General features: G+C 68.0%; 15 protein-coding genes and 1 pseudogene. 6 read left to right on the plus strand and 10 right to left on the minus strand.

All coding sequences use genetic code 11. From position 1 onward, the window contains the following. Positions 1–103, minus strand: a pseudogene (locus ASJ79_RS34025) (uracil phosphoribosyltransferase); the annotation flags it as partial. Positions 104–116: 13 nt separating this feature from the next. Here ASJ79_RS34025 and ASJ79_RS16925 point away from each other — a divergent pair. From ASJ79_RS16925 to ASJ79_RS32355, 5 genes are all read left to right on the plus strand, one after another. Continuing rightward, positions 117–437, plus strand: a complete 321-nt coding sequence (locus tag ASJ79_RS16925) for a substrate-binding domain-containing protein (protein ID WP_231750885.1) — start codon at positions 117–119, stop codon at positions 435–437. Positions 438–602: 165 nt separating this feature from the next. Next, positions 603–1,589: a substrate-binding domain-containing protein gene (locus ASJ79_RS16930; RefSeq protein WP_067957360.1), complete on the plus strand. Its 987-nt coding sequence runs from the start codon at positions 603–605 to the stop codon at positions 1,587–1,589. After that, complete coding sequence (locus ASJ79_RS16935; protein WP_067957363.1) at positions 1,586–2,644, plus strand: ABC transporter permease; 1,059 nt, start codon at positions 1,586–1,588, stop codon at positions 2,642–2,644. The genes ASJ79_RS16930 and ASJ79_RS16935 overlap by 4 nt, the downstream gene beginning before the upstream one ends. Positions 2,645–2,648: 4 nt before the next feature. Beyond that, entirely contained in the window at positions 2,649–3,473 is an 825-nt protein-coding gene (locus ASJ79_RS16940; RefSeq protein WP_067957366.1) for an ATP-binding cassette domain-containing protein, read from the plus strand. A 105-nt stretch (positions 3,474–3,578) separates the two neighbouring features. After that, entirely contained in the window at positions 3,579–3,725 is a 147-nt protein-coding gene (locus ASJ79_RS32355) for a hypothetical protein (protein ID WP_156448492.1), read from the plus strand. 137 nt (positions 3,726–3,862) lie between these two features. On the opposite strand, the gene ASJ79_RS16945 is transcribed toward ASJ79_RS32355, so the two are convergent. From ASJ79_RS16945 to ASJ79_RS16960, 4 genes are read right to left on the minus strand one after another with little or no spacing between them, the layout of a single operon-like run. Then, positions 3,863–4,825 carry a Gfo/Idh/MocA family protein gene (locus ASJ79_RS16945; protein WP_067957369.1) on the minus strand — a complete coding sequence of 321 codons (963 nt, stop codon included), beginning with the start codon at positions 4,823–4,825 and terminating at the stop codon, positions 3,863–3,865. After that, entirely contained in the window at positions 4,822–5,694 is an 873-nt protein-coding gene (locus tag ASJ79_RS16950; protein WP_067957372.1) for a sugar phosphate isomerase/epimerase, read from the minus strand. Before ASJ79_RS16950 ends, ASJ79_RS16945 begins: the two co-directional genes overlap by 4 nt. After that, entirely contained in the window at positions 5,691–6,707 is a 1,017-nt protein-coding gene (locus tag ASJ79_RS16955) for a Gfo/Idh/MocA family oxidoreductase (protein ID WP_067957375.1), read from the minus strand. Before ASJ79_RS16955 ends, ASJ79_RS16950 begins: the two co-directional genes overlap by 4 nt. Further along, positions 6,704–7,867 carry a phytanoyl-CoA dioxygenase family protein gene (locus ASJ79_RS16960; protein ID WP_067957378.1) on the minus strand — a complete coding sequence of 388 codons (1,164 nt, stop codon included), beginning with the start codon at positions 7,865–7,867 and terminating at the stop codon, positions 6,704–6,706. The genes ASJ79_RS16955 and ASJ79_RS16960 overlap by 4 nt, the downstream gene beginning before the upstream one ends. A gap of 94 nt (positions 7,868–7,961) precedes the next feature. Between ASJ79_RS16960 and ASJ79_RS16965 the strand changes: the two genes are divergently transcribed. Beyond that, the gene (locus ASJ79_RS16965; protein WP_067957382.1) at positions 7,962–8,966 is read left to right on the plus strand and encodes a LacI family DNA-binding transcriptional regulator; all 1,005 of its coding nucleotides are present in this window, start codon (positions 7,962–7,964) and stop codon (positions 8,964–8,966) included. Here ASJ79_RS16965 and ASJ79_RS16970 read toward each other — a convergent pair. From ASJ79_RS16970 to ASJ79_RS16990, 5 genes are all read right to left on the minus strand, one after another. Next, the gene (locus tag ASJ79_RS16970) at positions 8,955–10,013 is read right to left on the minus strand and encodes a formamidase (protein ID WP_067957385.1); all 1,059 of its coding nucleotides are present in this window, start codon (positions 10,011–10,013) and stop codon (positions 8,955–8,957) included. The two genes, ASJ79_RS16965 and ASJ79_RS16970, sit on opposite strands and share 12 nt — an antisense overlap. Next, positions 10,010–10,639, minus strand: coding sequence for a flavin reductase family protein (locus ASJ79_RS16975; protein ID WP_067957388.1), 630 nt, complete (start codon positions 10,637–10,639; stop codon positions 10,010–10,012). The genes ASJ79_RS16970 and ASJ79_RS16975 overlap by 4 nt, the downstream gene beginning before the upstream one ends. After that, positions 10,636–11,253, minus strand: coding sequence for a UbiX family flavin prenyltransferase (locus ASJ79_RS16980; protein ID WP_067957391.1), 618 nt, complete (start codon positions 11,251–11,253; stop codon positions 10,636–10,638). The genes ASJ79_RS16975 and ASJ79_RS16980 overlap by 4 nt, the downstream gene beginning before the upstream one ends. After that, on the minus strand, positions 11,250–11,747 hold the full coding sequence (locus tag ASJ79_RS16985) for a flavin reductase family protein (RefSeq protein ID WP_067957395.1): 498 nt from the start codon (positions 11,745–11,747) through the stop codon (positions 11,250–11,252). The genes ASJ79_RS16980 and ASJ79_RS16985 overlap by 4 nt, the downstream gene beginning before the upstream one ends. Before the next feature lie 145 nt (positions 11,748–11,892). Continuing rightward, on the minus strand, positions 11,893–13,299 hold the full coding sequence (locus ASJ79_RS16990) for a UbiD family decarboxylase (RefSeq protein ID WP_197420253.1): 1,407 nt from the start codon (positions 13,297–13,299) through the stop codon (positions 11,893–11,895). Between the last annotated feature and the right edge of the window lie 35 nt (positions 13,300–13,334).

Consider the following 13,334-nt stretch of genomic DNA (forward strand, 5'->3'; position numbering starts at 1 on the left):
CCTGGGCGACCATGCCGAGGCCGGCGCGCAGCACCGGTACCAGCAGCGGCGGGGTGGCCGAACTCGTCGCGGCCGGCGGGCTCACCGAACGGGACGGTGCGGCAGCGGCCACCACGATGATCGGGTCGGGGGAGCTGCCCGACGCGGTCTTCGCGTTCAACGACCGGTGCGCGCTCGGGATGATGGATGTGCTGATCAGGTCGGGAGTGTCTGTCCCGCAGGATGTTTCGATCCTCGGCTTCGACGACAGTCCGCTGGCCGGGCTGGCGCACATCCAGCTCACGACGATCCGCCAGGACAGCGCCGGGCTGGCGGCCGCCGCTTTGGAGCGCCTGGTGGCCCGGCTGGACGGCCTCGTCGACGACGGTAAGGTCGCCGACGTCGTGCGCCAACCGGCTCTGGTCGTGCGCCGGTCGACCGCTCCTCCGAGGTCCTGAACTGCGCCGATGCCGAGACGGAAATGACATGCAGTCCTAATGTCAGGACAAAGTATTGACTTTCTGGAGTGAGGCGTATTACATCAGCTGTGAGGCGTGTCGCCTGGCACAAGCCGGAACGGGTTGACGATGGCGTCGCGGCAGTCTCGATGACAAGGAGAAACAATGGCGTTCAAGCGGCTCGTCGCGTTCGCGGGAGCGGGCGTTCTGGCATTAGGGATCGTGTCGTGCTCCTCCACCGGCGGAGCCCCCGAGCAGTCCGGCGAGGGTGGTGGCGGCGGCACCGTCGACACGCCCCGCATGACGATCGCAATGATCACTCACGAGGTGCCCGGCGACTCGTTCTGGGACCTGGTCCGCAAGGGCGCTGAAGCGGCGGCCAAGAAGGACAACGTCGAGCTCCGCTACTCCAACGACCCCGAGGCGCCCAACCAGGCCAACCTGGTGCAGTCGGCGATCGACAGCGGCGTCGACGGCATCGCCGTCACGCTGGCCAAGCCGGACGCCATGCAGGCCGCGGTGAGAGCCGCTGAGGCCAGGGGCATTCCGGTCGTCGCGTTCAACGCGGGCATGGACGCCTGGCAGGGCATGGGCGTCAAGGAGTACTTCGGTCAGGACGGTCGCATCGCCGGCCAGGGCGTCGGCGACCGGCTCCGTAGCGAGAACGCCACCAAGGCCATCTGCGTGATCCAGGAGCAGGGCCACGTCGACCTGGAGGCGCGCTGCGCCGGTGTCAGGGAGACGTTCCCCGCCACCGAGATCCTCAACGTCAACGGCAAGGACATGCCGTCGGTGGAATCCACCATCACCGCCAAGCTGCAGCAGGACCCCGCCATCGACTACGTCGTCACCCTGGGCGCCCCGTTCGCGCTGACCGCGGTGCAGTCGGCCCGGAACGCGGGCAGCACCGCCAAGATCGGCACCTTCGACACCAACGCCGCACTCGTCGGGGCCATCCAGAACGGTGACGTGCAGTGGGCCGTCGACCAGCAGCCGTACCTGCAGGGCTACCTCGCCGTCGACTCGCTGTGGCTGTACCTGAGCAACGGCAACGTCATCGGCGGCGGTCAGCCGACACTGACCGGCCCGGCGTTCATCGATCAGTCGAACATCGAGGCCGTCGCCGAGTACGCGAAGGGAGGCACCCGATGACCACGCAGGAGGCGCTGGACGTCGCCGGCCACAAGGTGGTCCGCGACGAACGCGTCAAGGAACGAAATCGGCTGCAGCGACTGCTGATCCGGCCCGAAATGGGTGCCGGTATCGGCGCGATCGGTATCTTCGTGTTCTTCCTGGTGGTGGCGACCCCGTTCCGGGAGGCGTCGTCGCTGGCCACGGTGCTGTACGCCAGCTCAACGATCGGGATCATGGCCTGTGGCGTCGCGGTGCTGATGATCGGCGGTGAGTTCGACCTGTCGGCCGGTGTGGCCGTCACGTTCAGCTCGCTGGCGGCCTCGATGCTCTCCTACAACCTGCACCTGAATCTGTGGGTGGGTGCGCTCCTGGCGCTGGTCCTGGCGCTGACCGTCGGATTCTTCAACGGCTTCCTGGTGATGAAGACCAAGATCCCCAGCTTCCTGATCACGCTGAGCACGTTCTTCATGCTCGCGGGCATCAACCTGGCGGTCACCAAGCTGGTCGCCGGTCAGGTCGCGACCCAGAGCGTCAGCGACATGCAGGGCTGGGACTCGGCGCAGAAGGTGTTCGCGTCGTCGTTCACGCTGTTCGGGGTCAGCATCCGGATCACCGTCGTGTGGTGGCTGGTGTTCACCGCGATCGCGACGTGGGTGCTGTTCAAGACCAAGATCGGGAACTGGATCTTCGCGGTCGGCGGTGACGCGGACAGTGCTCGCGCGGTGGGTGTTCCGGTCACGAAGGTCAAGATCGGGCTGTTCATGTTCGTCGGCTTCTGCGCCTGGTTCGTCGGTATGCACCTGCTGTTCGCGTTCAACACGGTGCAGTCCGGTCAGGGCATCGGCAACGAGTTCTTCTACATCATCGCCGCGGTCATCGGCGGCTGCCTGCTGACCGGTGGATACGGCACCGCGATCGGCGCGGCCATCGGCGCGTTCATCTTCGGCATGACCAACCAGGGCATCGTGTACGCGGGCTGGGACCCCGACTGGTTCAAGTTCTTCCTCGGCGCGATGCTGCTGTTCGCCGTCATCGCCAACAACGCCTTCCGCAACTATGCAGCAAAGAAGTGATCCCATGACCATCTCTGTCGAAAAGCCAAGCAGCGACGCACAGTCCGGTGGCCGGGTGCCCCTGGTCGAGTTGAAGAACATCGGCAAGACCTACGGGAACATCACCGCGCTCAAAGACATCTGCCTGCGGGTGCACGCCGGTGAGGTCACCGGCATCCTCGGCGACAACGGCGCCGGCAAGTCCACCTTGATCAAGATCATCGCCGGACTGCACCAGCAGACCGAGGGCGAGTTGCTCGTCGACGGGGAACCGACCAAGTTCTCCTCGCCGGCAGAGGCGTTGGGCAAGGGCATCGCGACGGTGTACCAGAACCTGGCCGTCGTGCCGCTGATGCCGGTGTGGCGCAACTTCTTCCTCGGCCAGGAGCTGCGCAAGAAGTCGTTCCCGTTCTCGCTGGACGCCAACGCGATGCGGGCGACCACGCTGACCGAGCTGTCGAAGATGGGTATCGACCTGCCCGACGTCGACGTCCCCATCGGGTCGCTGTCGGGTGGTCAGCGCCAGTGCGTGGCGATCGCGCGGGCGGTGTTCTTCGGGGCGCGGGTGCTGATCCTCGACGAGCCGACGGCGGCGCTGGGCGTCAAGCAGTCCGGGGTGGTGCTGCGGTACATCACCGCCGCCAAGGAGGCCGGCTTCGGCGTCGTGTTCATCACGCACAATCCGCATCACGCGCACCTGGTCGGCGACCACTTCGTGCTGCTCAACCGTGGTAGGCAGAAGCTGGACTGCGCGTACAACGACATCACGCTCGAACATCTCACCCAGGAGATGGCCGGCGGCGACGAACTCGAGGCGCTGTCCCATGAACTGCGGGCCGCCAAGAACTGAGGCAGCGCCGACCCGGGGCACAGACACGAACGGTTCATCGGATCGACATGATGTCGGTACCGCCGTCGGCGGGCCCACTGCGCAAACACACGGCACAATGGCGGCATGGGCGATGTCGAAAACCGGACGCACGCACCGGTCTGGCGTGACCCGCTGTCAGCGGGGTGGCGGGCGCACCGCAATCTTCTGCTGTTGCGTCTGCGCTGGCACGAGCGGCGGACGGTGATCTCGGAACAGGCAGATCACGCCTGAGGGGCGAAGTCGGCATCCGTGTCTGCTGCCTGCTCGATCGGTGACCGCGCAGTCCGCTGCGGGCCCGCCACCGCGGGAACAGAACGCGTGCCGCCGCCGGGATCAGCGGCGCATGGGTGATCGGCTCACGACCTTCGTCAGCGGGGTTGCATACCCGCGGCGCGGTACGCCTCGTCGATGAGCGCCATGTTCGCCACCGCGTCGGCGGTGTCGAGCGGAAGCGGTGTGCCCTGGCGGACGTGGTCGGCGAACGCCTCGAGCTGATAGGTGTACGACGTGCGCGTGCCGTGACGCTCGACGGTGGTGCCGTTCTCGGTGCGCAGCGTGAGCCTGTCGTCACCGTGCGGCTTGATGAAGTCGTGCACGAAAGCCTCGCCGCGCGTGCCGATCAGCCGCAGGGTGAACGAGTATTCGTCGTCGACCATCGAGTTCGCCGTCAAACCCGTCACGCCGGACGGGAACACCAGCTCCGCGTCGAACCGCTCGTCGACGCCGGGGGTGCGTTGCACGGCCGTCGCCGTGACCACCGACGGCTTGCCGAACCGGCGCATGAAGTGCAGTCCGTAGCAGCCGAGGTCCATCAGCGCGCCACCGGCGAGCTCCAGCGACCAGCGTGGATCATCGGGTGGCGGTTCGGGCATGCCCATCCGGACCTCGATGCGGGTCAGCTCGCCGAGGGTGCCGTCGGTGGCCAGGGACACCGCCCGCTTCGTGACCGGGTGGAACAGGTAGTGGAATCCCTCCATGACCGTGACCCCGGCGGCGGCGGACGCGGCCGCGACGCGGGCCGCCTCCTCCCGGTCGCGGGCGAACGGCTTCTCCGTCAGCACCGGTTTCCCGGTCGCGACCGCGGCCAGGTTCCACGGCGCGTGCAACGCGTTGGCCAGCGGGTTGTAGATGACGTCGACCTCGGGGTCGGTCACCACGTCCTGATACGAGGGCAGCACCCGCTCGACGCCGTACTTGTCGGCGAACACCTGGGCACGCAACGGATCCCGCGCCGCGACGGCGACCAGTCGGTGGCCCAGCTCGGCGGCCGGTTCGACGATCGCCGACGCGGCGATGCGGGATGCGCCCAGGATCCCGATCCGCAGCGTCACGACGAGACGCCGGCGGCCGCACCCTGCAGGAACGCGACGCTGGCCAGCACATCGGCCAGCGGACCCGCTCCGTCCGGTTCGCGGTCGAGGATGTTGTCCTGCTCCATCACGTACCAGCCGTCGAAACCGCTGTCCTCCAACGCTTTCACGATGCCCGCGATGTCGACGTCGCCGGCACCCAGCGGTACGTACATGCCCGCGGCCACGGCCTTCGTGTACGTCATCTCACCGGACTGCACCTTGGCCGCCAGGCCGGCGTCGACGTCCTTGAGGTGGGCGTGCCTGATCCGCTCGGGCACCTCACGGGCCAACGCCAGCGGATCGGTCCCGCCGATGAGCAGGTGACCGGTGTCCAGGCAGAGCGGAATGCGTGACCCCGAGAGCACGCGGTCCACCTCGGCCCGCGTCTCCACCATGGTGCCCACGTGCGGATGCAGTACCGCGGTCAGGCCGCGGGCGGCGACGATGTCGGCCAACCGGTCCAGATTGGAAAGCAGCGTGCCCCACTGCTTCTCATCAAGATCGGGACGCTCGTCGTAACCGTCCAGGCCGGTCGCCGCCGCCAGCACCACGACGCCGGCGCCCGCGGCGGCCAGCGACGCCAGGGGTCCGGCGAGGTCGTCGGCCGGATCGTGGTCGTCCCGGTAGAGCACCACCGGCACGAATCCACCCACGCACGCGAGCCCGTAACCGTCGAGCAACCGCACCAGTTCGGTGGGGTCGGTGGGCAGGAACCCTTCCGGCCCCAGCTCTGTCGCGGCCAGGCCGGCCTGCCGCATCTCGCTCAGCACACGGTCGAAACCGAGCTGGTAACCCCATCCGGGAACCTCGCACACCCCCCAGGAGATCGGCGCACCCGCGATCTTCACTGCTTTACCTCCTCGATCGTCACCGGGACGCCCCGGCGCAGGGATTCGGTGGCGGCCTCGGCGATCCAGGCGACCTCCACGGCGTCGGAGACGGTGGCACCCTGGATCGGGCCTCCCTCGACGAGTTCGACGAACGCGCCGAGCTCGCTGCGGAACGCCTCGGTGAACCGGTCCATGAAGAAGTGGTGCGGCGGTCCGGCGGGGAAGTCGCCGGGAGAGGAGAAGTCGGGGTCCGCGTTGCGCACCGGGGCGCCCTGGTCCCAGCCGGCGACGACGGTGTCGTCGAAGCCGTGCACCTCGAGCCGGCAATCGTAGCCGCGTCCGTTGTATCGGGCCGCGGAGACCACGCCCAGCGCACCACCGTCGAAGCGCACCACGACAGCCGCGGTGTCGACGTCGCCGTACTCGGTGAACAGTGGATCGCCCTGCACGCTGCCCGTGGCGTACACGTCCACGACGTTCTGGCCGGTGACCCAACGGATCACGTCGAAGTCGTGCACCGCGCAGTCCCGGAAGATGCCACCGGACCCCTTGATGTAGTCCATGGCCGGGGGAGCGGGATCCATCGTGGTGCTGCGGACGGTGTGCAGCGCACCCAGTGAACCACTGTCGACGGCTTGCTTGACCGCCGCGAAGGCGGCGTCGAAACGACGCTGGTACCCCACCTGGACCGGCACTCCCGAGCGGGTGATGACCTCGGCCACGCGGGCGCTCTCGGCGGCGGTCGCGGCGATCGGCTTCTCGCAGAACGTCGGCAGGCCGCGCTCGACCGCGGCGAGGGTGAGCTCGGCGTGCGCCGGGGTGGCCGCCGCCACGACCACGCCGTCGACTCCGGAGGCCAACAGCTTCTCCACCGAGTCCGCCGGCGTCGCACCGTATTTCGCGGCCACCTCGCTGACCACATCCGGCCGCGCGTCGGTGATCACGAGCCCGGACACCTCCGGCAGGTTGGTCAGCGTCTCGGCGTGAAACGCACCGATGCGGCCGAGGCCGATGAGTCCGAGGGTGGTCATGGGATTCTCCGTTCGTTCTGCGCGCGAAGCGCGATGTCGAGTTCTTCCTCGGTGAGGCCCCGGGCCAGGGCGTCGAGCACGGTGTCGACCTGGCTCGGCGGCGCCAGGCTGCCGATCGGCTGGTCGCTGTCCAGGTTGGTCGGGAACGCGTAACCCTCGGCGGTGGCCACCACGGCGTTCTCCACGTCACGGTGCGGCCGCCCCGCCGCCTGCATGGCCTTCAGCGCCGGATAGACCGCGCGCACCATCGCGGTGCGGTCCATCGCCTCCATCGCCCGGCCGAACGGCGAGCTGATCTGCAGCAGGTTGGCGATGCGCCGGATGTCGGTCGAGAAGTTCGTTCCCGCACCGTGATACAGGGCCGGATTGAAGAACACCGCATCGCCGGTGCGCAGCGGCAACTGCACGTGGTGGGCGGTGAAGTAGTCGACGAAATCCGGCCGGTTGAACGCGATGTAGCCGCCGGTGAACCGCTGCGAATGGGGCAGCAGCATGGTGGGGCCGCTCTCGGTGGGCATGTCGCAGTGCGCCACCGCGCCCTGCAACGTCAGCGTCGGCGACGTGCGGTGGATGTGCGCGGGGTAGGCGGCCAGGTGTTCCTCCGGGACGAAGCCGAGGTGATAGTCGCGGTGGGGCACCTGCGCCTTACCGCCCGGATTGACGACGTTGACCTGCGAGGTGACCTGGTAACGCGGGCCCAGCCACGCCTGGCACACGATCGCGAGCGCGTCGTTGGCGTAGTAGTCGGCGAACGCGTGCGGATCGTGCAGCGCGAGCTTTTGTGCGGCGTTCCAGATCCGGTCGTTGGCGCCGGGCTTGCCGAAATGGTCGCCCGCGGCCTGTCCGGCCGCGCGCTGCGCCTCGATGAGGGCGAAGAACGCGTCGTTGGCCCGCTCCACGACCTCGGCGTCGAAGGCCTCGGTGAACACCACGACACCGGGGCCGTCGGCCAGCGCGTGGATCAACTCCGCCTGCAGCGCCCGCCGGTCGGCCCGCGCCATCGCCGGCGCCGAGTACACGAGCACGTTGTCGCGCACGTCGCCGGCGTGGGGGTAGTCGGCGGGATCGGTGTCACGTTCGACCTGGCGACGGAACTCGTCGAGGTCGAAGTCGGACGCACCGAGCCACGGACTGGACGCGGTGTTGAGAGGTGCTGCCATGCCGCCTAGTCTTGCTGTGATCCGAACCGCAATCAACGGCAGAAACCCATCAAAAACACCTCATCGACTCGCGCCTCGCGGAAAGGACGCGCCCGTGCCACACCGCTACAAAGTCCGGGAGATCGCCCAGCAGTCGGGGCTGAGCGAGGCGACCGTCGACCGTGTGCTGCACAACCGGCCGGGGGTCCGTGAGACCACCGTCGCCGAGGTGCAACAGGCGATCGCCGACCTGGACAAGCAGCGGGCGCAGCTGCGGCTGAACGGGCGGCGCTACCTGATCGACGTGGTAATGCAGACCCCACAGCGCTTCTCCGACGCGTTCCGCGCCGCCGTCGAGGCCGAACTGCCGGCCTTCGCTCCCGCGATGCTGCGCGCGCGGTTCCATCTGTGGGAGTCGGGGTCCACCGCGCAGATGGTCGAGGCGCTGGACAAGATCCGCGGCAGTCACGGCGTGGTGCTCAAGGCCCAGGACGACCCCGCGGTGGGCGAAGCCGTCGACCGTCTCGTCGGCTCCGGTGTGCCGGTGGTGACCTACGCCACCGACGTGCCGTCGAGCTCGCGGTGCGGCTACGTGGGCATCGACAACCACGGCGCCGGCGTCACCGCCGCCTATCTGGTGCAGCAGTGGCTCGGGGAGACTCCATCGGATGTGCTGATCACGTTGAGCCGCAACGTGTTCCGGGGCGAGGGGGAGCGGGAGGTCGGGTTCCGGGCGGCGCTGCGTGCTTCGGGGCGGGCGATCGTCGAGGTCAGCGACAGCGACGGCATCGACGCCACCAACGAGGCCCTGGTGCTCGAGGCGCTGGAAGCCAACCCCGGCGTACACGCGGTCTACTCGGTGGGCGGCGGGAACGTGGCGACGGTGTCGGCCTTCGAGCGGCTGGGGCGGGCCTGCAGGGTCTTCATCGCCCACGACCTCGATGCCGACAACCGGCGGCTGCTGCGCGACGGCCGGATCTCGGCCGTGCTGCACAACGACCTGAGGGCCGACGCCCGGCTGGCGCTGCGGCTGATCCTGCAGGAGCGGGGGGCGTTGCCGGTGGAACCGATGCGACCGGCACCGATCCAGATCGTGACGCCGTACAACCTACCCGCGTGACGACGTCGGCGGCGGTGCCGCCGACCTCAGTCCCGCCCGGGCCGTGTCCACGGTGCTGCCCGCCGGGCGGGGCGGTCCGTAGCCTTCACCGGTGCCGTCGGTGACCTGAACCTCGTCCTCCCACGGCAACCGGTAGCGGCCCGCGGCGAGATCCCGGACGTAGGTGTACGGCGAGTCGGTCGCGCCGCCGGCCACGGCGGTGAACCCGCGGTGGCCCAGCTGGTAGATGTTGTTCTCGACGCCCCACTCGCGGCGGGCCCGGTCCGAGCGCGCCGGATCGACGGCCGCGGTGACGATGCGATCGGCGGTGGCGTCGCCGCGCACCAGGATGGTTCCGTCGACATCGCACACCATGGCTTCCCCCATGGAGGCGAAGCCGTTGCCGTCATCCCCCGCGAGGCACACCGAGGCGGTGAAGGCGAGGTTGCAGAACGCGTTGGCCTCGTTGGTGATACGCCATGACTGCCGGAGGCCGAACTTGTAGCCGGCCGGACGCAACAGCACGTTGGCGCCGCGGTAGCACGCTTCGCGGGCCATCTCCGGGAACATGCCGTCGTGGCAGATCAACACCCCGAGCACCGATCCCTTGGGCCCCTCGCATACGGGCACACCGAGATCACCGGGCTCCCACGGCTCCTTCGGGGTCCACGGATGCAGTTTGCGGATCTTCAGCGCGATGTCGCCGTCGGCGTCGACGATGAGCGCGGTGTTGTACGGAGCCCCGTGGCCGTTGCTCTCCATCACACTGAACAGCGCCCAGGTGCGGGTGTCGGCGCACGACGTCCGCAGCAGGTCGACCTCCGGTCCGTCGATCCGGCACATCAGCGCGTCGTCCGACCATGCATCCTTGCGCAGCCCGTGCAACCCGTACTCCGGGAAGACCAGAAGGTCCAGCGACGGCATGGACGCTTTCGCCTCCCGCAGAGCCGAAGCCGTGCGTTCGGCGGCCGCGATGACGTCGTCTCTGGTGCGCACCCGCGGTATCTGCTGCTGGACCAGGCCGAGCACCAGATCCTCGGGCGCGGCGTTGAGACCTTCGAGGTTCACCGTCGGCTGCCGGGCTGACGCTGCGGGACGCGGTTCATCTCGGTGGTGAAGTACGGGCCTGCCAGGCGGCCCAGGAATCCGGTCTCGTCGGTGTGCATGGCCTCATCCAGGAGCGGCCGGCGGGACGTCACCGCGACCACCCGGGCGATGACGACAACGTCGGTGCCGACCGGAAACTCTTGAGTGAGCACGCATTCGAGGCTGAACAACGCACCGTCCACCGAGTCGGGCCGCACCAGTGTCGACGCCACCGTCGGGATGCCGGCCAGATCGAACTCGTCGACGTCGGGATCGACGGTCGCCGAGGATTCCGCGACGGAGTCGGCCTGCTCGGCGGCCGGGATGTTCACCACGAGTTCACGGGTGGCCCGGATGTTGGCGAGTGTGTCCTTGATGCCGCCGACGGTACCGAGACGCTCACCGATCGAGAACATCACCGACACCGGGGCGCGGGAGGCGACGGTGAAGAAGCTGAACGGAGCCAGGTTGCGCACCCCGCCCGGGGAGATCGTCGACACCCACGCGATGGGACGGGGCTGCACACACGCCGAGATCAGCTTGTAGGCGGCGTCCGGTTCCATCCGGTCGGGCACGAAGTGGTGCCCGTGCAGGGACGGTAGTGTCATGCCCTCTTGCCCTCCCTGGTCAACATCACCGGCTCATCATTCTCGATGCCGGACCACCGCGTGATCGCCGGTCCGTGCACTCCGATCAGGTCGAGAGCCCGCACGACGGTGAAATCGACCAAGTCCTGGATACTCCGCGGGTGCGCGTACAACGCAGGCACCGGCGGCATGACGATTCCGCCGGCCTCGGTGACCTGTGTCATCAGACGCAGATGACCGAGGTGCAGCGGTGTCTCGCGGAGCAGCAGGACCAGCCGTCGGCGCTCCTTGAGCATCACGTCCGCGGCCCGCACGATCAGGTTGTCGGCGTAGCTGTTGGCGATCCCGGACATCGTCTTGACGCTGCACGGAGCGATGAGCATTCCGTCGGCGTGGAAGGACCCGCTCGCGATGCTGGCGCCCAGATTGGAATCGCTGTGGCACACATCGGCTTGCGCGGCCAGCTCGGTGGAGGTGATGGACAGCTCCGACCTGATCGTCGCGCGAGCTCCCTTGGACACCACGAGATGCGTTTCGACATTTTCGACCTCGCGCAGGAGTTCCAGTGTGCGCAGGCCGTAGAGGGCGCCGCTGGCGCCGGTCACTCCGACGACGATCCTTCTCGGTGTGCTCATCGAAGTGCCTCCGTCGTCGGTTCTCCCGCAGGGACGCCGCGTCCGTTCACCCAGACCAGAGGTGAGTGGCGGGAACGAATCTCGCTGTGCTCGATCCGGCACATCATCATCCGGTAGGTGCCGAACGGCACCACCGCATCGAGCGCGCAGGCGAACCAGGCGATTCCGTCGTTCAGCACCGGAACGCCGTCGCGGAACGTCCATTCGACGCCGCAGAACCGTTGTGCCGACCTCTCGACCCGTTTGGTGAAGGCGGCGACCAACGGCCGGCCGTGCGCACCGAGGACGTTCACCCCGACGCGTCCGGTCGCCTCTGCGATCGGCAGCGTCGACGATTCCGCCGACACCGGCACGGCCAGCCATCCAGGGTTGCGGGGCTCGCCCCAGACGCTTCCGGTGAAGCCGGCCGGTTCGGCCGCGGTGCCCGACGTGATGACCGCCGCGGCGATCGGGATCATGTCGAGCACCTCGGCCTCGGAACTCGCGGCGGTCATTCCGAGATGGCTGCGGCCGCCGTGACCACGAATTTTCCTCGGCATGAGGGGCATTCGAGTTGCACATCGGTGCGGTGCCGCAGTGAGCCGTCCACCGAGTACCGGCAGTCACACGTCGGGCAGTTGACCCAGAAGATCCGCTCCATCAGATTCCCTCCACATAGTCTTCGAGCCGGATGCGGTCCAGCGCTTCGCCGGGCACCCGGTTCTGCTCGGGCATGGCGCGGTCCAGTGGCCGTGTCGCGTCGATGATCACCTTCCGGTATCCCATCGCGGTGGTGAACACGGTGGGGATGTTCTTGATCATGTCGATGTCGCGATCGGGATCGGTGTAGACCATCGCGGCCCAGAGCACGTCGTCCTCGTTGAAGACGTCGATGTTCGCATCCACGACGACGACGTACTGGAACGTCCATGACTCCTGCAGCGCGGCCAGCGCAACCGCCTTGGCCTGCCCCTCGGAGGACTTGTCGATCGAGACGTAACACGCCAGCCGCCCGCACCCGGAGTACGGCATGTGGACGGCCTTGATGATCGGGCCGAACCGGTCGGTGAGCGTGTTGAACAGCGACCCCTCCTTCGGGATCTGCCCCACGGTCATGTGGTCGCGGTGACCCGCGAACACGTCCTGCAGGATCGGTGCGGCGCGGTGCGTGATCGCGGTGATGTCCATGACCGGGCGCAGCGTCTGCGCCTGGTACTGGCGGGTGATGTCCCCGAACGGGTCACAGATCATCCGGACCCCTGGGGGCACAAGGCCTTCGATCACGATCTCGGCGTCGGCCGGGATCATGAAGTCCTCACCCCATGTCTGTGACGGCACCACCCGCAACGGTTCGTCGAGGAACGCTCCGATGGTGCGGTAGTCGTCGTTGCGGTACGGCGTCAACCCCATGCTGCCGAGGTAGAACGCGGGGTGATGGCCCAGGATCGCGACGATGGGCATCGGCTCGTTGCGGTCCTCGTAGATCTTCAGCGCGCGCAGCGAGTCGGTGGAGTGGATGGTGATGCGCAGCCGGGACTTCGACTCGAAATCGTAGAACGCCTTGATGAACGCGACGTTGTAGGCGCCGGAATCGGGGTCGCGCACCGCCAGTGTCATGGTCAGGCACGGCCCGTAGTCGCCGTCGGAGTGCGAGACGATCGGCAACTTGCTGGTGTCGATGTCGTCGCCGGTCAGCACGACCTCTCGGACCGGGGCGTCGGCCTGATCGATCACCAGCGGATCGATCCCACCCCGGCTGCGCTCGGCGAAGAACATCGACAGCGGCATCTGCGCCGCGCCGGGGTCGAATCCGAGCGCCTTCGCGCAGCGTTCCCGGGTCGCGAAGACGTTCATCGCGACGGGGATCGTGCAGGGACGCCCCTCGACGTCCTCAGTCGACTCGAACAACGCCATCGGGCGCAGGCCGCGCCGATCGAGCTTCTCCAGGATCGCTGTGCAGTCGAAGTTCTGGGGACTCACCGGCTTGGTGATCCGCACCAGGTCTCCGTCGTCGTCCGCGTCGAGCGCGGCGATGAACTGTCTCAAATCTTTTGGGCCGTTGGCCACGGTGTCCTCTCCTCGGTCAAGGGGCATGGTGGCCG

It is taken from the genome of Mycobacterium sp. NAZ190054, assembly GCF_001545925.1.
GTDB lineage: Bacteria > Actinomycetota > Actinomycetes > Mycobacteriales > Mycobacteriaceae > Mycobacterium.